Origin of the sequence: Rhodococcus sp. IEGM 1354 (assembly GCF_030056855.1) — a bacterium.
Taxonomy (GTDB): domain Bacteria; phylum Actinomycetota; class Actinomycetes; order Mycobacteriales; family Mycobacteriaceae; genus Rhodococcoides.
In genome coordinates, this window is record NZ_JASHKT010000009.1 from 1 (window position 1) to 26431 (window position 26431).

24 protein-coding genes are annotated in these 26431 nt (G+C 65.3%); 14 read left to right on the plus strand and 10 right to left on the minus strand.

All coding sequences use genetic code 11. From position 1 onward, the window contains the following. Positions 1-180: 180 nt before the first annotated feature. Both otsB and QM588_RS18890 read right to left on the minus strand, forming a co-directional pair. Positions 181-2733, minus strand: a complete 2553-nt coding sequence (gene otsB / locus QM588_RS18885; protein ID WP_283315601.1) for a trehalose-phosphatase — start codon at positions 2731-2733, stop codon at positions 181-183. Positions 2734-2792: 59 nt separating this feature from the next. Then, positions 2793-3536 carry a FadR/GntR family transcriptional regulator gene (locus QM588_RS18890; RefSeq protein WP_283315603.1) on the minus strand — a complete coding sequence of 248 codons (744 nt, stop codon included), beginning with the start codon at positions 3534-3536 and terminating at the stop codon, positions 2793-2795. Positions 3537-3616: 80 nt separating this feature from the next. On the opposite strand from QM588_RS18890, the gene QM588_RS18895 reads away from it, so the two are divergent. Both QM588_RS18895 and QM588_RS18900 read left to right on the plus strand, forming a co-directional pair. Further along, positions 3617-4177, plus strand: coding sequence for a gluconokinase (locus QM588_RS18895; protein WP_283315605.1), 561 nt, complete (start codon positions 3617-3619; stop codon positions 4175-4177). A 257-nt stretch (positions 4178-4434) separates the two neighbouring features. Beyond that, a complete protein-coding gene (locus QM588_RS18900; protein ID WP_283315607.1) occupies positions 4435-4737 on the plus strand; it encodes a WhiB family transcriptional regulator in 303 nt (100 codons plus the stop codon). On the opposite strand, the gene QM588_RS18905 is transcribed toward QM588_RS18900, so the two are convergent. Then, on the minus strand, positions 4710-5291 hold the full coding sequence (locus QM588_RS18905) for a GNAT family N-acetyltransferase (RefSeq protein ID WP_283315609.1): 582 nt from the start codon (positions 5289-5291) through the stop codon (positions 4710-4712). The genes QM588_RS18900 and QM588_RS18905 overlap by 28 nt on opposite strands. 450 nt (positions 5292-5741) lie before the next feature. Here QM588_RS18905 and QM588_RS18910 point away from each other — a divergent pair, with 450 nt between their 5' ends. From QM588_RS18910 to QM588_RS18920, 3 genes are all read left to right on the plus strand, one after another. After that, positions 5742-6113: a hypothetical protein gene (locus QM588_RS18910; protein WP_283315612.1), complete on the plus strand. Its 372-nt coding sequence runs from the start codon at positions 5742-5744 to the stop codon at positions 6111-6113. Between the two features lie 321 nt (positions 6114-6434). Continuing rightward, positions 6435-7229 carry a DUF2637 domain-containing protein gene (locus QM588_RS18915; protein WP_283315615.1) on the plus strand — a complete coding sequence of 265 codons (795 nt, stop codon included), beginning with the start codon at positions 6435-6437 and terminating at the stop codon, positions 7227-7229. A gap of 22 nt (positions 7230-7251) precedes the next feature. Next, entirely contained in the window at positions 7252-7764 is a 513-nt protein-coding gene (locus QM588_RS18920) for a DUF427 domain-containing protein (RefSeq protein ID WP_135041654.1), read from the plus strand. 4 nt (positions 7765-7768) lie between these two features. On the opposite strand, the gene QM588_RS18925 is transcribed toward QM588_RS18920, so the two are convergent. From QM588_RS18925 to QM588_RS18935, 3 genes are read right to left on the minus strand one after another with little or no spacing between them, the layout of a single operon-like run. Further along, a complete protein-coding gene (locus QM588_RS18925) occupies positions 7769-8818 on the minus strand; it encodes a hypothetical protein (RefSeq protein ID WP_283315619.1) in 1050 nt (349 codons plus the stop codon). Further along, positions 8815-9438: a 5,6-dimethylbenzimidazole synthase gene (bluB, locus tag QM588_RS18930; RefSeq protein ID WP_283315899.1), complete on the minus strand. Its 624-nt coding sequence runs from the start codon at positions 9436-9438 to the stop codon at positions 8815-8817. Before bluB ends, QM588_RS18925 begins: the two co-directional genes overlap by 4 nt. A gap of 11 nt (positions 9439-9449) precedes the next feature. Continuing rightward, positions 9450-11723: a putative bifunctional diguanylate cyclase/phosphodiesterase gene (locus QM588_RS18935; RefSeq protein WP_283315621.1), complete on the minus strand. Its 2274-nt coding sequence runs from the start codon at positions 11721-11723 to the stop codon at positions 9450-9452. Between the two features lie 134 nt (positions 11724-11857). Between QM588_RS18935 and dinB the strand changes: the two genes are divergently transcribed. Further along, positions 11858-13093, plus strand: a complete 1236-nt coding sequence (gene dinB / locus QM588_RS18940; RefSeq protein WP_283315623.1) for a DNA polymerase IV — start codon at positions 11858-11860, stop codon at positions 13091-13093. Here dinB and QM588_RS18945 read toward each other — a convergent pair whose 3' ends face one another. Beyond that, entirely contained in the window at positions 13094-14491 is a 1398-nt protein-coding gene (locus QM588_RS18945; protein ID WP_283315625.1) for a cytochrome P450, read from the minus strand. A gap of 95 nt (positions 14492-14586) precedes the next feature. On the opposite strand from QM588_RS18945, the gene QM588_RS18950 reads away from it, so the two are divergent. The 3 genes from QM588_RS18950 (at position 14587) to QM588_RS18960 (ending at position 16248) form a co-directional block, all read left to right on the plus strand. After that, on the plus strand, positions 14587-15162 hold the full coding sequence (locus QM588_RS18950; protein WP_283315627.1) for a TetR/AcrR family transcriptional regulator: 576 nt from the start codon (positions 14587-14589) through the stop codon (positions 15160-15162). A 22-nt stretch (positions 15163-15184) separates the two neighbouring features. Continuing rightward, on the plus strand, positions 15185-15466 hold the full coding sequence (locus QM588_RS18955) for a DUF2277 domain-containing protein (protein WP_283315629.1): 282 nt from the start codon (positions 15185-15187) through the stop codon (positions 15464-15466). Between the two features lie 107 nt (positions 15467-15573). Next, positions 15574-16248: a hypothetical protein gene (locus QM588_RS18960; protein ID WP_283315630.1), complete on the plus strand. Its 675-nt coding sequence runs from the start codon at positions 15574-15576 to the stop codon at positions 16246-16248. 17 nt (positions 16249-16265) lie between these two features. Here the strand turns inward: QM588_RS18960 and QM588_RS18965 are convergent, their stop codons facing one another. Next, complete coding sequence (locus QM588_RS18965) at positions 16266-17429, minus strand: globin domain-containing protein (RefSeq protein WP_283315900.1); 1164 nt, start codon at positions 17427-17429, stop codon at positions 16266-16268. 213 nt (positions 17430-17642) lie between these two features. On the opposite strand from QM588_RS18965, the gene clpB reads away from it, so the two are divergent. The 5 genes from clpB (at position 17643) to pyrE (ending at position 23697) form a co-directional block, all read left to right on the plus strand. Next, complete coding sequence (clpB, locus tag QM588_RS18970; protein ID WP_283315632.1) at positions 17643-20189, plus strand: ATP-dependent chaperone ClpB; 2547 nt, start codon at positions 17643-17645, stop codon at positions 20187-20189. Between the two features lie 101 nt (positions 20190-20290). Next, the gene (locus tag QM588_RS18975) at positions 20291-21262 is read left to right on the plus strand and encodes a DUF5666 domain-containing protein (protein ID WP_283315634.1); all 972 of its coding nucleotides are present in this window, start codon (positions 20291-20293) and stop codon (positions 21260-21262) included. A 188-nt stretch (positions 21263-21450) separates the two neighbouring features. Continuing rightward, the gene (locus tag QM588_RS18980) at positions 21451-22413 is read left to right on the plus strand and encodes a hypothetical protein (RefSeq protein WP_283315636.1); all 963 of its coding nucleotides are present in this window, start codon (positions 21451-21453) and stop codon (positions 22411-22413) included. Positions 22414-22470: 57 nt separating this feature from the next. Further along, a complete protein-coding gene (locus tag QM588_RS18985) occupies positions 22471-23046 on the plus strand; it encodes a LemA family protein (protein ID WP_283315638.1) in 576 nt (191 codons plus the stop codon). A 102-nt stretch (positions 23047-23148) separates the two neighbouring features. Further along, positions 23149-23697, plus strand: a complete 549-nt coding sequence (pyrE, locus tag QM588_RS18990; RefSeq protein WP_027494314.1) for an orotate phosphoribosyltransferase — start codon at positions 23149-23151, stop codon at positions 23695-23697. Between the two features lie 57 nt (positions 23698-23754). On the opposite strand, the gene QM588_RS18995 is transcribed toward pyrE, so the two are convergent. Both QM588_RS18995 and QM588_RS19000 read right to left on the minus strand, forming a co-directional pair. Further along, on the minus strand, positions 23755-24363 hold the full coding sequence (locus tag QM588_RS18995) for a class F sortase (protein WP_283315641.1): 609 nt from the start codon (positions 24361-24363) through the stop codon (positions 23755-23757). Beyond that, complete coding sequence (locus tag QM588_RS19000) at positions 24350-26194, minus strand: hypothetical protein (RefSeq protein WP_283315644.1); 1845 nt, start codon at positions 26192-26194, stop codon at positions 24350-24352. The genes QM588_RS18995 and QM588_RS19000 overlap by 14 nt, the downstream gene beginning before the upstream one ends. Positions 26195-26431 lie beyond the last annotated feature (237 nt).

A 26431-nucleotide genomic window follows, 5' to 3' on the forward strand; every position in this document is an offset into this window, starting at 1 on the left:
AGGCCCTCGCGGCCTAGGCTTTGCATTAACGGTCCAACCCACGGGGTCCAGTGCAATGCAGTGGTCCATTGACGCAGCCGACCGCAGTGGGTCAATGAACCATTGCACGGGTCAGACGTATGCAGTGGTCCATTGACGCGGACGGGCGCGGGTGGGGGAGGAGTGAACCGTGGGCGGAGGTCAGACGGGCTGAGCGCTGAGCAATCTCGCGCAGCGCAGCAGCCCCAGGTGACTGTAGGCCTGGGGGTGGTTGCCGAGCGACCGTTCGGCGATCGGGTCGTATTCCTCACTGAGCAGGCCGGTGGGTCCGGCGGCGCTGACGAGTTGGGCGAACAGAGCCTCGGCCTCGGCGCGTTGGCCCACCAGTAGGTATGCCTCGACGAGCCACGCTGCGCAGAGGTGGAATCCGCCCTCGCCGCCGGGCAGACCGTCGTCGTGGCGGTAGCGGTAGACCGTCGATCCACTGCGCAGTTCGGCTTCGGTTGCGGTGACGGTGGCTGCGAAACGCGGGTCCGACGGTTCGATCAGTCCGGACAGGCCGATGTACAGCGTCGCGGCGTCGAGGTCGGTGCCGTCGTAGGCGGCGGTGAAGGACTGCACTTCGTCGTTCCAGCCGTTGGCGAGCACTTCTTCTCGGATGGTGTCACGAAGCTCGGTCCAGCTCGATTCGGCTGTGCGGCCGAAGGTTTCGGCAAGACCGATGGCGCGGTCGACCGTCGTCCAGCCCATCACCTTCGAGTAGACGTGGTGGCGGGGATTGTCTCGGATTTCCCAGATGCCGTGATCGGGTTCGAACCAGCGTCGCTCGACGGCTTCGACCATGGCGCGGACGAGTTCCCAGTCGTCGTCGGACAGGCCGTTCTCCGACCCAGTGGCTTTGCGGGCGTGCGCGAGGGCGGACACCAATTCGACGATGGGGCCGAAGACGTCCAGCTGAACCTGTTGGTTGGCAGCGTTTCCCACGCGTACCGGACGCGATCCGGCGTACCCGGGCAGCTCGTCGATCACGGCTTCGGGAGGAAGTCCGAGACCCCAGATCGTGTACAGGGGGTGCAGGCGTTCGGGTCCCGACACCGATTCGAGTACCCCGTGGATCCACGACAGGTAGTTCTCGGCCTCGGTTGTCGATCCGACGTCGACCAGTGCGGTTGCGGTCAGTGCGGCGTCGCGCAGCCAGCAGTATCGGTAATCCCAATTGCGTACTCCGCCGATGTCTTCGGGCAGTGACGTGGTGGCGGCGGCCATGATCGAGCCGGACTCGGAGTGCACGAGCCCGCGCAGCGTCAGGGCGGACCGCTTCATCAGATCGCGCTTGAGCGGCGGCAGATTCAGGCCGTCGGCCCAGTCCTTCCAATACGATTCCGATGCCCGACGGCGTTCGACCTCGGGCCACGGGTGCTCGCTCAGATCGTCTGTGCCGAGCCGCAATTCGAGAACGATCGGACCGTTCGACGGGTCGACCTCGGCGTGGGCGGACTGCTGGGATCCGTCGGAGACGATGTTCCAGGTGACACCGGGGCTGCGTAGGACCATCGGGTCCGCGGTGCCGAGGATGCGCAGGCCGTCAACGTCGGGTTCCAGTGACGCCCAAGCCTTTCCGAACTCCGGACGCGGCGCGAACGTGACGATGGCCGGTGCCTTGCCGGTGATGACGCGGGTCAGTGCGGTCTGGCCCTGGCCGATGTCGTGCGGGAGGTAGTCGGTGACCTGCAGGCTGGCCCATTTGGTCTGCACGGTCATCGTGCCGTCCACGTACTGCTGGCTCAGCGGAAGCGACGCGCGGACGGGTCCGACACTGAAGTGACCGGCCTGATCGCCGCCGAGCAGGTGCGCGAACACCGCTGCCGAATCGGGCTCGGGGTGGCAGAGCCAGGTGACGTCCGCATCGGGAGTGAGCAGCGCGACGGCGTTGGGGCTGGCCAACATCGTCAATCGTTCGATGCGCGGGGCGTCCGCTCCGGAAAGCCACTGCCGACGCTCCTCGAGCAGGAACGCCAGTGCCAGTGCCACGTGCTCGGTGCTGTCGATGCGGAACTCGGCGAGGGTATCGCCCGGCCCGATCTTGACTCCGATGTCGGGTCCGTGCAGGTGGCCGAATGCCTTCTCGTCGGTGACGTCGTCACCGAAAAAGATTGCGGCAGTAGAGGCTTCCTGATGTCTGAGGATATCGAGGGCGACGCCCTTGTCGGTGATGATGACGGCCAGTTCGATGACGGACTTGCCCTCTGTCACCTGGACGCCGTCGCGTGCGGCAGCGCCGGAACGCACGGCGGCCAGGGCTTCTTCGCCCGCAGCGGGCTCGGCGTTGCGCACGTGCAGTGCGACGCTGGCCGGCTTGGTTTCGATACTCACGCCCGGATGGGCGTCGGCGATGGCTTGGAGCTCGCCGGTGATGACGGTGAGGAGCTTCTTGGCGTCGTCGTCGATGGCGTTGACGAACCCGGCGTCGAACTCGCTGCCGTGGCTGCCCACGAGCTGCACCTCGGACGGCAATCGCGAGAGGATCGCGAGGTCGCGAAGAGCGCGGCCGGAGATGACCGCAGCGTTGGTGCCGGCGAGGGAGGCGAGCCCGCGCATGGCGCTGACGGACTCGGGATGCGGAAAGGCCTTCTGCGGGTCGGAGACGATCGGAGCCATGGTTCCGTCGTAATCGGACGCGACGAGCAGACGCGGAGTCCGAGCGACTCCGACGAGTGCGCGGCGAAGTTCGAGCGGCAATTCGAGAGCAGTCACGCGTCGAATCTAGGCGATGAACCTCGTCTCGGCGTACCTGGCTTCGTGCGCCCGGTGCATCACTGCTGGTCGGGAACCAGACCGGGCGACGGCGTCACACCGGAAGCAGCCGACATCGACCTCGCGGACTTGGTGACGATGGCCAACATCGCTCGCTGGGCGGCGTCGGCATCACCGGACTGGATGGAGGATGCGACCACGCCGTGCAACCGAATGGCCTCGGGGTCTGCTTGACGCGACATCAAGGCGTGACGGGTGCGTCCGGCGAGTACCTCGACGACGATGTCCGACATCGACCGCAACATGGGATTGCCCGACGCTTCCAGCAGCGTGCGGTGAAAGTTGCAGTCGTGTTCGAGGTAGGCCTCCGAGTCCGCGGACCGCGACGTCGACGACATTCCGATGACGGCAGCGGTCAGCGCCCCACAGTGTTCGGGGGTGGCTCGGTGGGCAGCGAGTTTGGCTGCCAAAGGCTCGATACCCGACCGCAATTCGCTGAGCAGCAGCAGCTGCTCGGCGCGGGCAGGCCCGGCCAGTTGCCAGCGGATGACCACCGGGTCGAGAGAGTTCCAGTTCTGCGAGCCCAGCACCGTGATGCCGACGCGACGCCGAACGGTGAGCAGGCCCAGTGACTCGAGAACGCGAACGACTTCGCGCACCACGGTTCGCGATACGGTGAACCGTACGGCGACGTCGTCGGCCGAGATTCGGGTGCCGCTCGGGATCGCGCCACTCACGATGTCGCGCCCGAGCTCGTCGAGCACCGAATCGTGGAGTTGGCGGAAATCGTTGGTCTCGGTCATGTCCGATCGATCGTCCCACGGGTTGCCCGGTTTCTCGCGTCTGTCCGATCCCGGTGCACCGGATGGAGCAGTATCGAGGCATGGCAGCAGAGAAGACAGGCAGAGCGCAACATCCGGTTCTCGTGGTGATGGGGGTATCCGGATCGGGCAAATCCACCGTGGCGGGCATCCTCGCCGGAGCCTTGAAATGGGATCTCCAAGAGGGCGACGACCTGCACCCGGACGCCAACGTCGCGAAGATGGCGTCGGGTCAGCCCCTGACCGACGAGGACCGATGGCCGTGGCTCGACATCATCGCCGAATGGATCACCGACCACACCAGCTCGGGCCTGTCGGGAATCGTGACGTGCTCGGCACTCAAACGGTCGTATCGGGACGTGCTGAGCGCAGGGGCCAGGGACGGGGCACCGGTGATCTTCGTGCACCTGGCCGGAACCAAGGACCGAATCAGCGGACGTCTGAATGCACGGATGGACCACTTCATGCCGTCCTCGCTGCTCGACACCCAGATCTCGACCTTGGAACCCCTCGGCGACGACGAGAACGCCATCGTCGTCGACATCGGCCCGCCGCCCACCAAAATCGCCGAGCACGTCCTCGTCGAACTCGAAAAACGCGCAGGAATGTCCGAAAGCCACTGAGCACTGCCTGCCTCGGTCCTTTGGCTCCCCACTGGTTCGGATCAATGCGCGATTCAGTCGGTCAGAGTGCGTCAATGGGACATTGATCCACACCCGGGGGCCGAAACAGGGCAGAGGTCCGGGGCGGAGTGTCCGGTAAGTGCATATTCCAAGCAAGCGCGCTTGATTTTAAGTACTACGAATGACCGAAAGGACTTGTAAAAGTACGACGAATGCGAGAAGGTGAGCTTGTTCACTTTTCAGTGAGGAGACAGCTCATGGTGCGAGGCGCACCCGCCAGGCCGGTCCAACTTCCCGTTCCCAACGCAGATGTCTGGGACTGGCAACTCGACGGTCTGTGTCGTGGTCTCGACTCGTCCGTGTTCTTCCATCCCGAGGGGGAACGAGGCCGTGCCCGCGCCTCGCGGGAGAAAACCGCCAAGCAGGTCTGCGGTCGCTGCCCGGTGCTCGAGCAATGCCGTCAGCACGCACTCGAGGCGAACGAGCCGTACGGCGTGTGGGGCGGAATGTCTGCACACGATCGCGCCGACTTCTACCGCGGAGCCGTTCGTACCGCTTGATCCTGCAGTACCGGTGCTGCAGAGACTTCGTAGACGATCTCGAGGCCGTCCTCGTCATCCCATTGCTCACCCACTTCGATGAACCCGAAGCTCTCTGTGAGGGCCAGCGAGGGCGTGTTGTTCGGGCTGACGGTGGCGCGAACACTTCGCACGTCCTTGCGTTGCTGTGCAACGGCGAGAAGGGTCGATACCGAACGTCGGGCATGGCCTCGTCGACGAAACTCAGGATCGACTCGGTACCCGATCTCCACCATCCCCGTCTCGTCGGGAGCTCCGTGGAAGCCGGCCACGCCGACTGGCATGGCGACGTTCGGGTCGACCATCAGCCGCGTGATCCACGATGCATCACCGGGGATGTCGATGATCTGCTTGCTTCTCCTCCGCCACAGGCTGCGGCATTCGACCCCGGCGAGATAGGGCGAAACACGGTGGTGTGACGTAGGAATCGACTGTCCCGTTGCCAAGGCGTGCAGCATCTCCGCGGGAATTGCGTCCAGGCGAAGTCGTGACAGCTGGGGCTGGGGATGACGCCACGGGGCACTTGTCATAGTCATTGGCGAGACCTTTCCACTCTTTCCCGCCGATCAGCCTTTCATTCTCGGTCCTCGATGAGATCGAGCACAGCGCCGCTCGAGTCGAAGCCGAAACGGGAGTTGAGCGGCAGGCGATGTGCTTCGGGTTTCAAACTTCGATACCTTGGCAAACTATTTTGGCTCAACCCTTGTCTTGGACGTATGTGCCGTTTTATGTTCGAAGCGTCCAGAAGCACGAAACAACTCATGTTTTTCGAGGAGTAGACGTGCAGATCAGACGAGCTATCGGGGGAGTATTCATCGGGGTTGCAGTTCCCGCCATTGCGGGAGCGCATTCAGCCTCGGCTGAACCTGTTCAGCCGCAACCGCAGGAGACTTGACAGGGCTCGTGGGTGGCGCGGTCGGAAACGTAGTCGGAGGACTTTTCTGACACGACGGCGTCAGTCAACTGAACAAGCGAGAGGATGCGACATGAGAGCACCACTGATCAATTCATCGCAAATTCCCGCCCCGATCAAGGTCGGGTCGCGGATACCACGGGGTACCTCGATCGATCGCATCATTGCTGCGCTGGAGCCTCTGAACGGCAAAGTGACGCGTGTAAGCGAGACGTCAGCCCGAATCGACGCCGGCAATATTGCCATTTACCGAATGTTGGGAACTTCACTGGCACTGGGTCGGCGAAACTTGCCGATCACACTCTCGATCCAAATAAGTGATCAAAAGCCCTCACTCGCAGTGACATTGAGAGACACGACCGCCGTCCTACTTCGCGTACGGAGTGAGGGCGATGCGTTGGATGAACGCGTCTCGGAGATCAACGAGCTCTTGAAAAATGTATGACTCCCGACTCTGCGGTGCTCCGAGCCACTGATCTCACCATTATCGGTGGCAAACCGCACACTCATCCGCAGTGCCTGCTTCGCGGTCGCTGCGACGGAGGCGCAGACTGGATGCGGATTGTCTCGTTTTCATCGAGCGTCAACTCGGTCGACCGGTAACTGGACGTATCGTGGCGGGGTTCAGCGCGTGTCGCGGGACTAGCCGAATGGGCTCGTGACACAGCAGAAAGTGCAGCAGGAGGTAGGGCCTCGAAGCGCGCAGATTCGCGAACATGTGTGCTCGATCCGAAACTGTCGGTGGGCTCGTGTTTCATGACGACCCATGAACAAGGTCCTGCGTGCGACGCTCGTCAGTGCGGTCGTCATCACCACCGTCATCGGAATTGCGTCGTTCGTGCTGAGTTTTGCCGCACTGTGGGATCTCGCCACGATGGCGGGCGTCCCGCGATCACTGTCGTGGCTGTGGCCGGTGATCGTCGACGGCACCATCCTGCAGGCCACGATCTCCGTCATCGCACTCGCCCAATTCGAGGAACAACGCAGTGGTCGACGCTTTTTCTGGGGCGTGTTGATCACGGCAGCTCTGGTGAGTATCGGCGCAAATGCCATGCACGCCTTCATTTCCGACGCCGGAACATTGCATCCGGCGTTGTCGGCGGCCATTGCGACGGTCGCCCCGGTCAGTCTGTTGGCCGCGACCCACGGACTCGGCATCCTGGTCCGAGTGCCGGCCGAATTACCGCGCAACACCGAACTGCCCGAACCCGAACGGACCCATGAATTCGAACAGGTCCATGCGGTCGAACAGACCGGCAAGGCCGAGGCGCAACAGAACCACACAACCGAGCAACGCGATGACGCCGAGTCGAGCATCGCAGACGTTCCGGTCGATGCCCGGAGGCTGACGGCCCCCGTCGCCGCGAGCATCGACGACCATGACGGCGACACCTCCGGCGCGCGAACCCAGGAGACGCTGATCGAGCATGTTCGGGTCGATGCGCCGGCGCGCGATATTCCGTTCACGTCCGTGCGCACGGTCGAACCATTGGACGACGTCGATCGCTGGATTCTCGACGAGGAACGGGTGGACGATCTCTATCCCGTCGACGCTCCGTGACATCCGGTGGCACCATCGAGTGATGAGCCAGAATCTGCCGAGATCCGTAGTTCCCGAGAAGCCGAAGCCTGGTCAGGAGTCGGTGTGGGATTACCCCCGTCCACCCAAGCTCGAGTCCTCCAACCGTTCGCTGGTCGTCCGGCTCGGCGGCGAGGTGGTCGCGCGCACCACCGCCGCGTACCGAGTGCTCGAAACCAGCCATCCGCCCACCTGGTACATCTCTCCCGCGGACGTGATTCCCGGCGCGTTGACGCCGTCCGAGGCACGTTCGACGCACTGCGAATGGAAGGGCGCGGCAACGTACTGGGACGTGCACGGCGGGGACGCCGTCGCGCCGGCCGCGGGGTGGAGCTACGAGAACCCGACACCGCGGTTCGCCGAGATCGCCGGCTACCTCGCGTTCTCACCCAGCCGACTCGACTGCGAAATCGACGGCGAAGCGGTCCGGCCGCAAGAAGGCGGTTTCTACGAGGGCTGGATCACCGACGACGTGGTCGGCCCGTTCAAGGGCATCCCGGGCTCCTACGGCTGGTGATCGCTCACCCCGCGGGTAGCTCGGCGCGCGGGATGATCTGAATCGAACTCGTTGCGCCGGGGTCGCTGCCGGTCACCAGCACGTCCCCGGTGCGCGGGTCCACGGCAACGGAGTTGGCCTGCGTCACGGTCGGGACGTCGCCCAGAATTCGCGGTGCGGAGACGTCCGAAACATCGACCACGCGCAGCAGATTCGACGCGGTCAACGTCACGAACAGCAGCGCCCGGTCGCGGTCGACGGCAAGTCCGTACGGATTTCCCGGGGCCTCGATCGACGCGGTCTGGCGAATACTCCCCGCAGCGTCGACCGAGGCGAGAAGAACGGTTCCGCCGTCGGTGTCGGCGAACCCGGCCGTCGTCTCGTTCACCGTCACGGCGTGGGTGAGCTTGACGCCGATCGGGGCCTGCGCCACCTCCCGCTGGGTCGCGCCGTCGTAGACCCACACACCGTTGCCCTGCACGTCTGCGACGGCGGCGTACGGGCCGAGAGCGGCAGCGCCACCGGGCTGGACCGGGCCCGGCGGTAGCTCCGACACGACCGATCCCTCGCGCAGGAAGATCACCCCGCCGCCCATCTCGTTGGTGGCCACGATCGTGCCGCCGGAGGTGAGCACCGCGTCGTGTGGCTGGCGTCCGACACCGGTGGCCGTGGACAGGATCGCGCCGTCGTTCAGCGCCACTTCGAGTAGCTCGTCGCTGCCTTCGAGCGGGACCAGGACGGGGCCGTCGGGACCGGCCAGTGACAGATGCCGGGGTGCGCCCGTCGTCTGGACCATCTGCCGGACGGCACCCGTCGCCGAATCGAACAGCACCACGCCGTCGGGCTCACGTACCCCGGCGGCGGCGATGCCCGACGTCCCCACGACGATCCCCTCGGGAGCCCCGGGGAGCGGGACGACAACTCCGACCGGATCCGCAGAATCGGGTGCCTGGGCGGGTTCGGCCGCCGGAGTGGTTGCCGGCGTGCCAGCCGGCGATGGTGATTCGGAAGGGGCCGAAGAGCACCCCACGAGCAGGAGACACATGACCGTCGCCGCGGCGAGAGCGGTCTTCACGATCGTCGGTACTGCTCGAAGTGCAGGGCATCGTCCAGGGGACGCCCCGTTCGCCAGCCGAAACGCTCGAGATCCGGTACCTCCTGGAACGACTCGACCGGGCCCACGCACAACCATGCGATCGGACGCACCGGGGCGGGGATGTCGAGCAGTTCGGTGAGGTAGGCCTCGTCGTAGAACGACACCCAGCCGACCCCGACGTGCTCGGCTATCGCTGCGAGCCAGAGGTTTTCGATGGCCAGTACCGCCGAGAACAGCCCGGTGTCGTCGACGGTGTCGCGGCCGAGGACGTGCGGGCCGCCCCGGTTCGGGTCGTACGTGACCACCACTCCGGTGCCGCTGGTCTCGATCCCTTCGATGCGGATGGGATCGAACGTCTGTCGGCGCTCGGGGTCGAGCTTGTCCGCGAAGTCCTGTCGGCAGTCGGCGACGTGCGCGGCGAAGGCACTCAACGTGTCGGGTTTGCGTACGACCACGAAATCCCAGGGTTGGGTGTTGCCGACGCTCGGGGCCTGATGCGCGGCGCCGAGGATGCGGCGCAGTGTGTCGTCGTCGACGACGGTTCCGTCGAACTCGGCTCGTACATCGCGGCGAGATCGAATGGCCGCGTATACCGACAGTGGGGCTTCGGTCATGATATCCGTTCTCCGATAGCAACTTTCAGGTTTCGGTTCAATTCGTCGACGAGGGCGGGCAGGTGCTCGCCGGGGGTGGGGCGGCCCAGATGGAAGCCCTGCGCCCGTCCGCATCGCAGCTCCCGCAACACCGATACCGTCCTTTCGTCCTCCACGCCCTCTGCGGTCACCGACAGTCCCAGTGTGCGCGCCAGCTCGATGGTCGAGCGGACGATGGCGGCATGAGCGGCATTGTGCGACATTCCGCTGACGAACGTTCGGTCGATCTTGAGCTCCTGGACCGGGAGGCGCTCGATGTAGGCCAGAGAACTGTAGCCCGTGCCGTAATCGTCGATGGCGACCTGCACACCCATGGCGTGCAGACTTGCCAGCACCTCGGTGGCACCGGCGGGGTCGGTCATCGCCGAGCTCTCGGTCACCTCCAAGGTCAATTGCTCTGCAGAGCAATCGAACTCGGACAGGGCTCGGGACACGTGAAAGATCAGGCTGTCGTCGAACAGGTTTCGGGTGGAGATGTTGACGGCCATGCGCAGGTGCAGGCCCGATGCCGCCCATCGCTGTCGTTCCGCCAGGGCTTGCTCGAGGACGTAACGGGTCAGCGGACGGATCAGTCCGGTGTGCTCGGCCGTGGGCAGAAATGCGCTGGGGGAGAGAATGTCTCCACTCGGGTGGTGCCACCGCAGCAAGGCTTCGACCCCCACCACGGTCATCGAGGCCAGATCGACCTGGGGCTGATAACGCAGCCTCAGTTGGTCCGACGCGAGGGCAGCGGTGAGCTCACCCAGCATGATCAACTGCTCGCTCTTGTCCCGGTCCATCGACCGGTCGTAGTACGCGACTCGCGATTGCACGGTCTTCGCGGCCTGCACGGCGAGGTCGGCGCGCTGCACCAGACGGTCGGGTGTGGCGTCGTCCTCGTCGACGCCCACCGGGGCGTTCGTCGCCACCCCCACGCTCGCTTCGATCAGCAACGACATGTTGCCCACCTCGAACGGCGTCGAGAATTGTTCCTGTATGTCGCGGGCGAGGACCTTGGGATCCATCGAATCCGATTCGCCACACAGCGCGAATTCGTCACCGGCCAAGCGTGCCAACAGGATCGCGTCGTCGCCTACCGTGCGCAGTCGAGTGGCGACGGCGGCCAGCACCTGATCTCCGAGGCCCCGTCCGAACGTGTCGTTGATTTCGGTGAAACGGTCGATGTCGACCGTCAGCAACGTCGATTCACCGGCGTTGCCGTAGATCCTGTGTTGGAGCGCGCGCAGGTTGCCCAGCCCGGTGAGGTGGTCGGTGTCGGCGACGGCACGCAGCTGAACGGTCTGGGTATGCAGCAGACGCAGCAGGTCGGTGATGCGCAGAATCACCAGGACCACCAGAATGCCCGCGCACAGCATGACCGCCCATCCCCATTGGGCGATCGGTTCCTCGCGCACGACTTCGACGACCATCACGGCGGGGGCGGTGAGCGTGGCGGCGGTCAGTACGACGACGGACGGGGTGGTGAACGACGCCATCAGATGGGCGTCGGATTCGATGGTGGGGCTGGTGATTCTCCGCATCGACGGATGGAGTGCGGCGACGCCGATGAGGACGTAGGACAACGTCCACCCCGCGTCGAGCAACGAGCGGTCGGCCGAGGAGTCGGACACGATGGAGAAGTTGTTGACGGTATCGGTGACGACGAGCAGGACCACCGCCGCGGTGAGCAGTCGGTAGGACAGTGCTCGCCATTGACGCGAGCCGACGAAGTGGGCGAGCAACCCGAGCAGAAAGATGTCCATCGCGGGATAGGCGACGTCGACCAGCCCGGCGACTCCGGAAATGCCGTCCCCGTCCAGCGACGGTTGGACCGCAAATACCCAGGTGAGCAGAGCGAATGCGACCATCACGATTGCGCTGTTGGCGATGTGGCCGCGTTCGCTCGCCCGCCACTTGTGCCGGACCAGCAGAAACAGTCCGAAACCGTAGATCGGGTAGCCGACGAGGTAGAGCGCATCGGCGAGCGACGGATAAGGCATGACGCCCCCGCCGGCGTGGTTCCACTCGTAGACGATGTCGCCGAGCACCCACACCGCGGTGCCCGCTGCGATGCTCCACCAGGCGGTTCGGTTGCGCGGACGGTTCAGCCTGGTTCCCACGACCGTGGCGGCGACGGCGGAGGCTCCGACCACGACGAAGATCGATTGCGACCAGACGGAGTCGGGCACCGCGAAGTAGGCGATGCAGCCGAGTACGCCGACCGCTCCGTACCACCGCCACCAGGCCGTCACAGTTGTCTCCAGCCGTTCACGTGATCCGACGACTCAACAATGGCACATCAGGTGACTTGGGTCACTTTCTCGGGGTGTTTTTCGGGCTCGATGCAGGTAACGGGTTTGTCGGTGCCTCGTGGGAGCATGAAAAAGTGGAGTCGAGCACCGGGAAGGCGAAGAGCGGGGAAGCGGCGAGCATCATGCACGCCGATCTCGACTCTTTCTATGCCTCGGTGGAGCAGCGAGACGATCCGCGGTTGCGGGGAAAGCCGGTGATCGTCGGCGGGGGAGTGGTACTGGCTGCCAGCTACGAGGCCAAGGCCTTCGGGGTACGCACCGCAATGAGTGGTGGCCAGGCGCGGGCGGTCTGTCCGCAGGCAATCGTGGTGCCTCCGCGGATGGAGGCGTACTCCCAGGCGAGCAAGGACGTGTTCGACGTCTTCCACGACACGACGCCGCTCGTCGAAGGAATCTCCATCGACGAAGCCTTTCTCGACGTCGGAGGCCTGCAGAAGATAGCGGGCAGCGCACTCGAGATCGGGCAGCAGCTGCGCCGCGACGTCGCCGAACAGGTCGGCCTGCCCATCACCGTCGGGATTGCCACCACCAAGTTTCTGGCAAAAGTGGCCAGTGCGTTCGCCAAGCCCGACGGGCTGCTGTTGGTGCCGCCCGGTGGTGAGCTCGAGTTCCTGCACCCGCTGAACATCGAAAGGCTGTGGGGCGTCGGCAAGGTCACCGCCGAGAAGCTGCACGTACTCGACATCAGGACCGTAGGGGACATCGCGGCCTACGGCGAGAGATCGCTGGCCTCGGTGCTGGGAAAGGGCGCAGGAGCGCACCTGTATGCACTGGCCATGGGCCGAGATCCACGCCGCGTGCAGCCCGGAAAGTCGCGTAGTTCCATCGGTGCCCAGCGGGCCCTGGGTCGCGGGCGGCACGACGCGGCCGAGGTGGAGGCGTCGTTGATCGGTCTCGTCGATCGCGTCACGCACCGAATGCGCGGTGCGCAGCGAACCGGCCGAACAGTCATGTTGCGCCTGCGTTTTGCCGATTTCACTCGGGCCACCCGTTCGCACACCCTCGACCGCGCCACCGCCGACACCCGGGACATCCTCGATGCGGCACTCGAGCTTCTGCACGAGGCGGCCCCGCTGATCGCGGAGAAAGGCATCACTCTGGTCGGGGTGACGGTCTCGAGTATCGACAGGGGCGGAGCCGAGCAACTGGAATTGCAGTTCGACGCCCCCTCGGTACGCAGACCACCCGAGGCGTCGGCTCTCGACCGTGCGTTGGACGGGGTGCACAAGAAGTTCGGCTCGACGTCGCTGACGCGCGGGGTACTGCTCGGACGAGACCCGGGAGTATCGGTACCGTTGCTGCCGGACTGACTACGTGCGCACCGTCGGCTGCACCCGAAAGCCCTCGGGCATCATGGTCAGCCGCTCCGTGACTTTCAGCCGATACGACGGGTCGGCCTGCAGGTCGAAGCGTTGCAGAACGGTTCCGAGAACCAGTACGGCCTCATGGATGGCGAATTGCCTTCCGATGCATGCTCTTTCACCCGTCCCGAAGGGCTTGTACACGTGCGCCGGCCGGGCTTTGATACGAGCGGGCAGGAAGTTGTCGGGGTCGAATTTCTCCGGCCGATCGCCCCACACCGGATCTCGATGCAGTGCCGTCGCGAGCACGATCGCCCAGTCTCCTGCCGCCATGGGGTAGCCGTCGCCGATGACGGTGTCGGCTCGTGCGCCGCGTCCGAACGCGGGAACCGTCGGCCACAGACGCAGTGATTCGTCCAGGACTCGGCGGACGTACCGGAGTTTGGGGACCTGGCCGAACTCCGGTTTGTCGGTGCCCCAGATCTCGTCCACCTCGGCCCGGGCACGTTCGAAGACCTCGGGGTGGGTGGCCAGGAAGTACAGCGCGAAAGACAATGCACCAGAGGTGGTCTCGTGTCCGGCGATCAGGAACGTCAGAATCTGGTGGCCGATGTTGGCTTCGCTCAGGGCATTCGGGTTGTCGGCCTCGCGCGCCGCGTCCATCATGATCTGCAGTAGGTCGGTGAAGTCGCCGTCGGACTGTCGACGAGTACGGACGACGTCGGTGAGGACTTCGGCCAGGTACTTCTTGTTCTGCTCGTATCGGCGGTCCGATCGGGCGAACAGCGGGGCCGCGAACGCCGGGATCGACAGCAACGCCCGTCGCTGGTTGTACGTCAGTGCGCCGACCATCGCGGACACGAACGGGTGTGGTTCGGCGCGGGTGAACGAGCCGAAGCTGTAGCTGAATCCGGTGCGCCCGATGGTCTCGAGTGTCAGCTTCGTCATGTCCGAGGACACATCGGTCGTCGACGCGTCGCGCGAACGCTCGGTCCAATGCTCGACGAGATCGTCCGCGACGTTCACCATGATGTCGTGGTAGCCCCGCATGGCTCCTGCGGTGAACGCCGGCCGCAGCAGATCGTGGGCTCGTTGCCAATTGGGCTCGTGGTTGTAGGCGGTGAACAGGCCGTCGGCACCGATGTCGCGGAGGCGTTCGACGCCCGGCGGCAGGAACTTCTCGAAGCGGCGTTCGTCGCACAGGTCGCCGACCACGTCGGCACCCGAGGCGAAGACGAAACGCTTGCCGAGAATGTGGCGCTCGAACATCGGGCCGAGGCGGGCCGCCATGGTGGTCGAATCCTGGATCGGCGATCGTGGGTCGACGCCGATGACGTCGCCCACTATCGGCAATCGGTACGGCGGATGCGGCAGGACGCCGTCTCGCAGTGCGAATTCCGTCGACATGGCCGCTCCTTCGTCCCCGAACCGACTCATTGAACCGGTGTCAAATAGTGACCGTACTCACCGTTGAACTCGTGTCAAGTAAGGTTCGAAACCCCATGACCACACCTCGAAAACGCATGACACCGGAGCAGCGGCGTGCGCAGCTGATCGAGATCGGGTCGACCCTGTTCGCCGAACGTCCCTACGAGGACGTGTGGATCGAGGAAGTGGCAGACCTGGCCGGGGTCTCGCGGGGTCTGATGTACCACTACTTCCCGTCCAAGCGGGAGTTCTTCATCGAGATCGTGCGCACCGAATCCGAGCGCAACCTCGCCGTCACCGCCCCGGACCCCTCGTTGCCGATCCTCGAGCAGATAGCGGCCGGACTCGACGCCTACATCGCCTACACCGACGACCATGCGCACGGCGTCCGAGCGGTCAATCGAGGCGCCCTGCTCGGAGACGACCGCATCAACGACATCCTCACGCGCGAGTTCGACATTCAGCAGCAACGCATTCTCGACGCGCTGCCGGACGAGTTCCACGACGACGAGATGATCCGGGCCGCGTTACGCGGGTGGGTGGCTTTCGTTCGCGCGGTCTGTCACGACTGGGTGGAGCGCAGGACCCTGAAGAGGGAACAGGTTCGCGAGCTGTGCCTGAAGGCGATCGCGGGTCTTCTCGACGTGTGAGCTGCGGGTCTATCGTCGGAGAATGTGCCGAAACATCACCACCCTGCGGGGATTGGAACCACACGCCACCGACGAAGAGATCGAGGCTGCGGCGCGTCAGTACGTCCGCAAGATCAGTGGTGTTCAGAAGACGTCCGACGCCACCCGTGACGCGTTCGAGACGGCAGTCGCCGAGGTGACTGCCACGACGCATCGGCTGCTCGACGCCCTGCCGGACCGGCGTCAGCCGCCGCCGACGGTGCCGCCGCTCAGGCGTCCGGACGTGCAGGCTCGGATTGCCGCCAAGGCTGCCGCCGGGGCCTGACGCGCGCTAGCAGATCACTGCATCGAACGGATGGTTTTCCGCAGAATCGGACGCGGGATCGGGGTCGAGGGTGGCAAACTGGTCGAGTCAGGCGAAGGGGGGTGACCATGACCGATCGACGACGACGACGCACGTTCGATTCCCGAGACGGTGACGCCGAGGTCGCCGAGCCGCTGCTGCGAGCGGTGCTGTCCTACGCGCCCCGCGACGAGTCGCCGTTGCCCCATCCTTCCGAGGGCATCACCTTGCGGGCCGAGAACGGATCCGGTTCGATCCGCCTGGAATTGGCCATCGCCAACGAGCTCGGGGTAGGCATACCGGGGCCGTTCGGATCCAGATTCTACGAGTGTGGAACTTTCGAAGTTGTTGTGCCGCAACGAGACCAACGCGAGGGTGCGTTGTTGATGATTCATCTGCTCGAAGCCCAGGCTCCGCATCGATTCGAGTTCACCGCATCCATGCCTGCGTGCTGGGAGTTGCGGCTCGAGCGAGACGGCTCCGTATCGGTGCTCGACGGCACGGGCGACGCAGTGATATTCATCGGTCGCCCTTGGGCTTTCGACTCCGACCTTCACCCGGTGCACGTGTTTTACACCATCGAGAACGGCCTGTTGGTGCAGAATGTCGTAGCTACCTCCGACACCGGATACCCCATTCTCGTCGACCCCGATCCCGAGGCGATCATCACCGGAGACGGCAGGCTCGTCACCGAGAGCTGGACACCGCGGCTGGTTGTCGGCGGCATCGTCGAGGACCTCCCGCCGAGGTCGATCTCCGGCTGAAAGATGTTGTAGCGCAATCAGAACGGATCGTGCTGAATGTGCTCCATCGGAGTGCCGACCTTGCGTAGTGCGTACAGCGTGGTGCGCACCATCGACGGTGATCCGCAGATCTGAATCTGTCGATCGGCCCACGAGCCGAACCGCGTCACCACCTTGCCCACCGGCCCGTGCAACCGATGATGCATGCCCCACGGAAGTTCGCGCGTCGGACCCGAGTACCACCACGGATCCTCGAGCTCCTCGGTCACCGGCACCACCGTCAGCCACGGATTCGACAACGACAGCTGCCACAGTGTGTCGAGGTCGTAGAGGTCGCACGGATACGTCCCACTGACGAACAGATGCACCCGCGGATTGCTGCTGCGCTGGGCCATCTCCATGACCTGCGCGCGTAACGGTGCCAAACCGGTGCCCCCGGCGATCATCAACACGTCCTCGCCGATCGTGCGATCGACGTGCATGCCGCCCAGCGGCGGGCTGATCAGCCAACGGTCGCCGACAGTCGTTTCGGTGACCATCGCCGGTGATACCCAGCCCCCGGATACGCGTCGAACGTGGAACTCGATCTCGCCGTAGAGGTTGCTGGGAATGGCAGGGGACAGGTAGCGCCACAGTTTGGGCCGCTGCGGAATCTGCACACTGACGTACTGGCCGGGGAAGTAGGGAATCTCCCCGTCGGTCTTCAGTCGCACCACGGCCAGGTCGTCGAGCAAGCGGTGATGTTCGACGACGGTGGCACTCCAATACGGGGGCAGTTCGTCGTTGTCCGCGGCGGCGGCCATTGCGTTGCTCACCACGGTGAGGGCGTCTCGCCAGGCGGTTTCGACCTCGTCGGTCCACATCTCGGTGCCGGCGAAGCTCCGGAACGCGCTGATCAGCGCCGAACTCCCCGCCCGGAAGTGTGCTCCGGAGATTCCGTGCTTGCGGTGATCCCGGCCCAGCTGTTCGAGGAACGGCTCGACGCGGTCGGCGTCGTCCAGATTGTCGAAGATGTACCCCAGTGCCAGGACGAAATGCTCGCGCAATGCGTCCATCGATGCCGGGAAGAGGGAACGGAAGTCGGGATACTCGGCGAAAAGGTGAGCGTAGAACGACCGGGACAGCTGTTCGGGACCGTTCGGTGCAGCCACTACCGACTTGAATCCGGTGCGGACCAGGGAGACCGTGCGTGCGTCGAGCAACCTCCACCCCCACCGATTGACACCTTCGACCGTCACCAAAGTAGACCGATCGAGACTTTCGCGCATCAGGGCTGCGCCCTCGTGCGCGTCTTGCGCCCCTCCAGGTACGCAAAACGCGCACGAGAAAAATCAAGGTTGAGCGGAACAGACTCAACTTGTCTATGGTTGTACCCAGCGACACGCTCGAACCCCACACTGGAAAGAAGGTGACCGGTGGACAGTTTCACTCCCACCACGAAGTCGCAGGCAGCACTTTCCGCTGCCCTGCAGGCCGCATCCGCGGCCGGTAACCCGGATATTCGTCCGGCACATTTGTTGGTGGCGTTGCTCGATCAGACCGACGGCATCGCCACACCACTGCTGAAGGCCGTCGGCGTCGACCCTGCAACGGTGCGTCGAGAAGCGCAGAACCTCGTCGACCGCCTGCCCTCGGCATCCGGTTCGACCACCACTCCGCAACTCGGCCGTGAAACCCTCGCCGCGATCACCGCAGCGCAGCACCTGGCCACCGAACTCGACGACGAGTTCGTCTCCACCGAGCACCTCATGGTGGGTCTCGCGACAGGAAACGACGACGTCGCCAAGCTCCTCTCCGGACACGGTGCCGGAGCCAACGAGCTGCGCGACGCGTTTCAAGCCGTACGGGGCAGCGCTCGGGTGACCAGCGCGGATCCGGAGAACACCTATCAGGCGCTGGAGAAGTACAGCACCGACCTGACGGCGCTCGCGCGAGAAGGCAAGCTCGATCCCGTCATCGGACGCGACACCGAGATCCGCCGCGTCGTCCAGGTGCTGTCCCGGCGCACCAAGAACAACCCGGTGCTCATCGGCGAACCAGGCGTCGGCAAGACGGCCATCGTCGAAGGACTCGCGCAGCGCGTCATCGCGGGAGATGTTCCGGAGAGCCTGCGCGGCAAGACCGTCGTCTCCCTCGACCTCGGTTCCATGGTCGCGGGCGCGAAGTTCCGCGGTGAGTTCGAGGAACGGCTCAAGGCCGTGCTCGACGACATCAAGAACTCCGCCGGTCAGGTGATCACGTTCATCGACGAGCTGCACACCATCGTCGGCGCCGGCGCGACCGGCGAATCCGCGATGGACGCGGGCAACATGATCAAGCCCATGCTTGCTCGTGGCGAACTGCGTCTCGTCGGTGCGACCACCCTCGAGGAGTACCGCAAGTACATCGAAAAGGATGCCGCCCTCGAACGCCGATTCCAGCAGGTCTACGTCGGTGAGCCCTCGGTCGAGGACACCGTCGGCATCCTGCGCGGGCTCAAGGAACGTTACGAGGTGCACCACGGTGTCCGAATCACGGACTCCGCCCTGGTCGCCGCGGCAACCCTCAGCGACCGGTACATCACGGCCCGGTTCCTGCCCGACAAGGCCATCGACCTCGTCGACGAGGCCGCGTCGCGGCTGCGCATGGAGATCGACTCGCGCCCCGTCGAGATCGACGAGGTCGAACGTGCTGTCCGTCGCCTCGAGATCGAGGAGATGGCACTGGCCAAGGAGACCGACGACGCGTCGAAGGCCCGGCTGGACAAGCTGCGCCAGGAACTCGCCGACCTGCAGGAGAAGTTGGCCCAGCTCAGCACGCGGTGGCAGAACGAGAAGAACGCCATCGACTCGGTGCGAGCACTGAAGGAGGAGCTCGAGAACCTGCGCGGCGAATCCGATCGCGCCGAACGGGACGGCGATCTCGGCAAGGCCGCCGAACTTCGGTACGGCCGGATCCCGACCTTGGAGAAGGAACTCGCGGCCAAGACCGAGGACTCACCTGCCCAGGGCGACGTGATGCTCAAGGAGGAGGTGGGCCCGGACGACGTCGCCGACGTGGTGGCGGCCTGGACCGGAATTCCGGCAGGCCGGATGCTGGAAGGCGAGACCGCCAAACTGCTACGGATGGAAGACGAGCTCGGCAAGCGAGTCGTCGGACAGAAAGATGCAGTACAGGCGGTGTCCGACGCCGTCCGACGCTCCCGCGCCGGGGTGGCCGACCCGAACCGTCCGACAGGCTCGTTCTTGTTCCTCGGACCCACCGGCGTCGGTAAGACCGAGCTCGCGAAAGCGTTGGCGGAGTTCCTCTTCGACGACGAACGCGCGATGGTGCGCATCGACATGAGCGAGTACAGCGAAAAGCACGCCGTCGCACGCCTGGTCGGTGCACCTCCGGGCTACGTGGGCTACGAGGCCGGCGGCCAGCTGACCGAGGCGGTCCGCAGGCGTCCGTACACCGTGGTGCTCTTCGACGAGGTCGAAAAGGCGCACCCCGATGTGTTCGACATCCTGCTGGCCGTATTGGACGAAGGCAGGCTCACGGACGGTCAGGGCCGGACCGTCGACTTCCGCAACACAATCCTGATCCTTACCTCCAATCTCGGTGCCGGCGGTACCAAGGAGCAGGTCATGGACGCGGTGCGTCGTTCGTTCAAGCCCGAGTTCGTCAATCGACTCGACGACGTCGTCGTGTTCGACGCATTGTCCGAGGACCAGCTCGAGTCGATCGTCGACATCCAGCTCGGCTTCCTCGCCAAGCGTCTGGCCGCTCGACGGCTGACGCTGGAGGTGTCGTCGCCGGCGAAGATGTGGCTCGCGGCCCGCGGCTACGACCCGCTGTACGGCGCGCGGCCGCTGCGTCGACTGATCCAGCAGGCCATCGGCGATCAACTGGCGAAATTGCTGCTCGCCGGGGATGTGCACGACGGTGACGTGGTGTCGGTCAACTCGAGCCCGGACGGCGAACGCCTCATCCTGGGCTAGCGCCCCGAGCCGGCAATCAGCCCGAACAGGCCCGCACGACACCTCGTGCGGGCCTGCGGCGTTGTCACTGCGGTCGTTCTCGGCGTGGGTACCCTCGTGGAATGACAAATCCGGACGACCCGCGAGCACCCCGAGATCGCGATCAGGACGCGGCGCAGCAGCCGGAGTCATCCCATCCCGAGTCATCCCAGCCGACCGAGGACTACGGGCACCCAGGTGCCCAGCAGTACCCGAATGCGCAGCAGTACCCGGATGCGCAGCAGTACCCGGATGCGCAGCAGTACCCGGATCCCCAGCACTACCCGGGCGCTCAGCCGACGGAGGCGTATCCGACCCAGGCCTACGGCAACCCCGACCCGCAGGCTTATCCGCCGGGCTACCAGCCGACGCAGGCTTTCCCGCCCTTCGACCCGGCGCAGCAGGCGGCCGCGAACCAGGCCTACGGCCAGGCCCCGGGATACGACACCCAGCAGTACGGCCACACCCAGCAGTACAGCCACACCCAGCAGTTCGGACAACCGCAGCAGTTCGGACAACCGCAGCAGTTCGGGGATACGCCGCCGCCGGAGGAGCCGTTCGTGGCCGAACCCGGCAGGAAGGGTCCGCGTCCGTGGCTGCTGGTGTTGCTCTGGTTCGTGGTGTTGGCGGTTGTCGTCGTCGCGGGGATCGCGTTTCTGGGCGGACGGTCGGACGAACCGAGCTCCGCCACGGCACCGTCCACCTCCATCCGGCCCTCGCCGTCCAGCGCGCCCACGACCACGCCGCGGCCCACTGAATCGGGTGCGACAACTACACCCGAGCTCATCCCGGGTGGAATTCCAGAGATCCTCGGCCAGCTCGGCTCGTCGGCAGGCACGATCAACGCCAACGACGGTTCGACGTTGACGCTCGACGGCCTCGACGGCGCTCCGGTCACGGTGCAGACCACACCGCAGACCCAGATAATCTCGTTGTCCGGTAGCGATCTGGCGTCGTTGACCGTCGGTGCTTTCGTCGTGGTGCAGGGAGAAGCCGTCGAGAACGGAATCATCCGTGCGAACGTCATCGTCGAGACTCCCAAGCTCGGGGGGTAACGGCGGGAGTGGAGCCTGCGGAATGACCATGAGGTCCGGCGGGAGTGGAGCCTGCGGAATGACCCTGAGGTCCGGCGGGAGTGGAGCCTGCGGAATGACCCTCGTATCCCGTGCGGCTCCTATGACCGTTCCCAGGAGTCAGCGGCCGTGGACGGGCGCGAGGTGGAAGTCGATTAAGGTGGTTCGCGATGACGGCAATGTGGTTCGGCCTGGCGGTAATTGCACTCGTGGGCGCAGCAGCGCTGCTCTACATCGACCGATCCAAGCGAGATAGATCCGGGCGGGTACGGCAGATGTGGGCCAAGGCCCAGGGGTACGAGTACCGACCCCATGACCGAGAGCTGGTCACCCAGTTCTCGCGCGCCGCGCTGTCCAAGCCCGAATTCGACGTGGCTCTCGGCGTCGTCACGGGAGTTCGGCGAGGTGAGGAGTTCGTGCTCTTCGACGTCGAGGAGACGGGCACCATCGTGGCCGTGCAGCGTTCCGTCGGCTCCGATGTCGACATCGATCTGAGGCCCCGCTCGACGCCACCTCCGCGCGACGAGGACATGCAACTCCTCGGGTCCATCGGACCTCGGGTCGTCTTCGCCACCGACGTCGACATCGCTCGTCGCGTCTGTGACCAGCGGATGGCGGCGTTCACCGAGTCGATTCCCGAGAATCTGCAGCTGTTGTGGAGTGAACACGACTGGACTCTCGGATCGATGCCCCTGAGTAGTTCGGGGCGCGATTGGGATGCCGCGATCGATGCGGTCGCGCGATTGTCCGGGATGCTGCACGTTCTGCCACCGGTACGCGGTAGCGCCGCGTACGGCTCGCGACCGGGCGGCGGTGAGTCCGTCCGTGATCGAAGCGATCCGGGTCGGCCATTGGTGCAGGAGCCGCGCGTCGGGCCGCCCCGCAACCAGCAGTCCGCAAACGTCCCGCCGCGCAGCGTAGAACCGCGCAGCGCAGAACCGCGCGGTGTCGAGACGAGGAGTCCCGTTGCCGATTCTCGTCCGCAGGAGGCGAGTCGACGGCCGAGTCCGCCGAGGCTCGATCAGAGCGGCCCGCAGGCCCCGCGATCGGTGAATCCGGTGCGACCGGTACCGCGCCCGCCCGTGTCCCGTCCGATTCCGTTCGATGCGGATCGGCGACGCAACCAACCCTGATCATTCTCGGGCGTGCCTACCGGCCTCGGCGGCCGGGCACCGTTAAATTCGTACCTCGTGACGGTTTTCTCGGGCGTTGTGGTCCTCGTGCTGGTACTCGTCGTGGTCGGTTATGTCCTGCGTGTGGTGCGCCGCCTCGCGCGGTACCGCGGTCTGGCCGAGCAGAGTGCACGGCTCGTCGACGTCGAGCTCGAGCGTCGATACGTGCAACTGCAGCCGTTTCTGACTGCGGCCGAGTCGGCTGACCTGTCGGGTGACCTGCTGCGTCAGCTAGCCGGAGCGCGTTCGTGGTCCAAAGCAGTCCGTGATCGCGGACTGGGCATGCAGGCGCAGGCCGCCGCTGAGAACGCGTTGTCCGCCGCCTTCCACGCGGTTCTCGACGACGCCGAAGCTCGCCGCAGTGTGGTCGGCAACTGGGCGTTCCAGGGGCCGGCCGGCGACCTGACGGTCACCGAGAAGCGGATCGCCGGCGCAGTGCGGGTGTACAACGACACGGCGTATCAGCTGTCGGAGGCCGTCGGGTCTTTCCCCTCCTCGCTGATCGCGAAGGCTCGCTCGGTGACGGCACCCGAACCGTTCGTCGAAACCAAGGAATCCCTCGACGAGCACCGGGCCGCCGAGGTCGCCGCGTAGGGGAGCGCTGCGCGCAGTACCCGGGTGCGGGTGGTCGAGAATCTCGGTGGGTAAGTTCGTAGCGACCCGACCGCCTCATGGCACGACGAGAGGAACCCGAACATGGCCGACAGCGCTGCGAATTCGGACAGGCAGGAACTGGCCGATCTGGTGAAAGAGCTCGCCGTCGTGCACGGGAAGGTGACGTTGTCCTCGGGCAAGGAAGCCGATTACTACGTGGATCTGCGTCGGGCGACACTCCATCATCGCGCAGGTGCGCTGATCGGCTCGCTGATGCGTGAACTCGTTGCCGACTGGGATTTCGCGTCGGTCGGCGGTTTGACGATGGGCGCAGATCCGGTCGCTATGGCGATCATGCATGCGCAGGGCCGGCCGATCGACGCATTCGTGGTGCGCAAAGCAGCGAAGGCGCACGGTATGCAGCGTCAGATCGAGGGACCCGACATCGTCGGCAAACGTGTTCTCGTCGTGGAAGATACGACGACGACCGGTAATTCGCCCCTGACCGCGGTTCGGGCCCTGCGTGACGCGGGCGCGACGGTGGTCGGGGTCGCCACGGTCGTGGATCGAGCGACGGGTGCGGACGACGTCATCGCCGCCGAAGGGCTCGAATACCGATCATTGCTTGGCTTGGCCGACCTCGGTCTGTAGCCCGTTTCGCGGCCGGACCGCAGGCCCGGCCGCGAAAGTGACTGTCGGCAAGCCTTTTCAGTGAACCAACTGCGCGACGACGACGAAGTTGTCGTCGGTCGGCTCGCCGCCTTGGACGTCGCAGTTGGCCAGGATCAGTCGACCCGGCACCGATTTGCGAAGGTCGTTGTCCGCCAACAGAGATCCCTTCGGGAGGGGTCCTACCGATTCGACTGCGTACTCCATGGTGCCGGTGGCCGTTCGGAGCACCACGGTGTCTCCCGGTGTCACCACCCGGAGCGCCTTGAACGGTGCATCACGCTTCGAATAGTTGTGTCCGGCAACAACAACGGTCTGTTCGGTGCCGGTTCCTGGCATTCCGCTCTCGGCCCACCACGCGGGTAGTTCGTCGACCGGGTTCAGCACCTGCCCACTTTCCCCGCCGCGATAGAGGGGGTCCGGGTGGATGGGACTACTCAGATAGGTCGACCCGTCCGCCGAGCGCAGCTCGATGTACTCCGGTCGAGAGGGGGCGACATCGCCCGTCGGTGCAGCCCCCGAGATCTGCGACTGCACCGGCGAACGATCGGGTGCGGCGATCCCGACTTCGTCACTCGCACAACCTGATACGAGAAGAACGAACGTCAGGATCGCCGTCCACAGCCAGCGGGTGTTACGAGGTGGCATCGGTGGAACTGCGGCGACGCAGGTAGAACGCGCCACCGGCAGCTGCGACGACGACCACGCCGACGCCGGCCAGGATCACCGGAGTGTTCGACGAGCTGTCCGACGCGCCCGACGCCTCGTTCGAGGAATCGCCGAGTGCCAGATCGACCGGCGGAAGCTCTCCGGCCACGCTGACGACGCCGTTGTCGTCGGTGGTGAAGTAGTCCGCGACGGTGAACGACCCGTCCTCGTTCTTGACGCCGATGAGAGAGACGCCGGTCTTGTCGACGACCACGGTGTTCTCGTCGACCTCGGTGACGGGAACATCTTCCTCGACGGTGTTGCCGAGGTTGATGGTCCACGTGAATTTCGGTCCACTGGCGGCCAATTCGGCTGCCTTCGCCTTGAGATCGGCCTCGGCCTTCGCCTTGGTGTCGGCGGTGGCCTTGGCGGTCGTGGCCGCGTCCTGAGCACTCTTCAGTGCAGTCTGGGCTTCGGTGACCTTGGTCTTGGCAGCCGCGGCTGCATCGGTCTTGGTCTGCAGCTCGGCTGTGGTGGTGGTGACCAGTGTGTTGGCCTCCTCCAGAGCCTTCGCCGCGTCGTCGGCCTTCTTCTGCAGGGCGACGACGTCGCCGTCACCTGCAGTCAGTGCGGCCTGCGCGTCGGCGGATGCCGTGGCCTTGGCCTCGGCATCGGCCTTCGCCTCGTCCGCCTCGGTGCGGGCCGCTGCCGCTGCTTTCTCGGACTCGGTGTCTTCGGCCGTGGCTGCGTCGGCGATGGCCTGGAGGTTCTTGGCGTTCTGCTCGGCCACCGCGGCAACTGCCGCTGCGGTCTGGGCCTCGACGTTCAGGGCCAACGACTTGGCCGCGGTGGCTGCTGCGGCCCGGGTAGCGGCGAGCACCTTGGTGAGGTTGAAGTTCTTGAAGGAGTCCTGCAACGCCTTCACCGAATCTTCGACGGCTTTGTTCGACGCGTCGGCGTCGGCCTTTGCGGTGACGGCGAGCTCGGCCTTCGCATCGGCGTCTGCGCGTGCTGCCTCGGCCTTGGCGGTGGCCTCGGGGTCGCCCGAGACGGCTGCGGCTTCGAGTTCTTTGGCCTTGGCGTCTGCCTCCGTTGCGGCTGTTGCTGCGCTGTCGGCGGCGGCCTTGGCGTCGTCGGCCTTGGTCTTCAGTTCGGCAGCGGTGTTCTTCGCGGCAGTGACCGCAGCGCTGGCCGCTGCGCTCTCGACCTTGGCGTTCGTGGCGGCCGTGACGGCGGCTTTGGCCTTGACGTCTGCTTCGGCAGCGGCAACCTCTGCCTTGGTGGCGTCGGTGCTCGCGGTGGCTTCGGCGGCCTTGGCCGTCTCGAGTCGTACCTGGGCGGCAGCCGATGCGGCTGCGGCGTCCTTGCTGGCGGCTTCGGCGTCGGCGATGGCCTTCTTCTCGGCGTCGGACAGCTGCGGGATAACGTCGAGATTGACTGTGGCCGTTCCGTCTTCGTTGAACACGACTCCGCCGGTGATCTGCGGCAGAGGGCGGTCGGTCGACGGGGCGGCAGGGACCGGCTCGGCGACGCGGGCGGCGTCACCCTGGCCGGGTGCGGGAACGACGGCGGCAGGCTGCTGCATTTCAGCAGTGCCCTCGGTGGTCGCTGTGCCGGATTCTTCGGTAGGTGCGCCTTGTTCGCCGGTGGGAGTTCCGGGGTCGGTGCCTTCCTGGGTGCCGGGCTCCTGCTGCACCTCGGAGCTGTCCGGGGTGCTGGGCTCCTGAGCACTGGCGATTCCCGGTGCGGCGATGGAGAGGGACAGTGCCATGGCGGCCCCGGCTGCGGCGAGGCGCGCCTTCTTGGACCTGGCGATCGACTTCTGCGACATGGAGATTGTGGCCCTTCGGTCAGTGGCAGCAGTGAGCTGCGCGCACCCGTCCTCCCACGCGGAACGAGTGTTGTTGGTGAGTCACACGAACAACCGTGATGACGTGACCGTAAACCAACCGGACGGTACATCGAACCGAAAAGTCCTTTACTGAGGTATTGGTTACCAAAGTGTTACTGATGAGACGGATGTGACGAATGAGGCCATTGATACACGCCGACGGCCGAGAGTGATGCT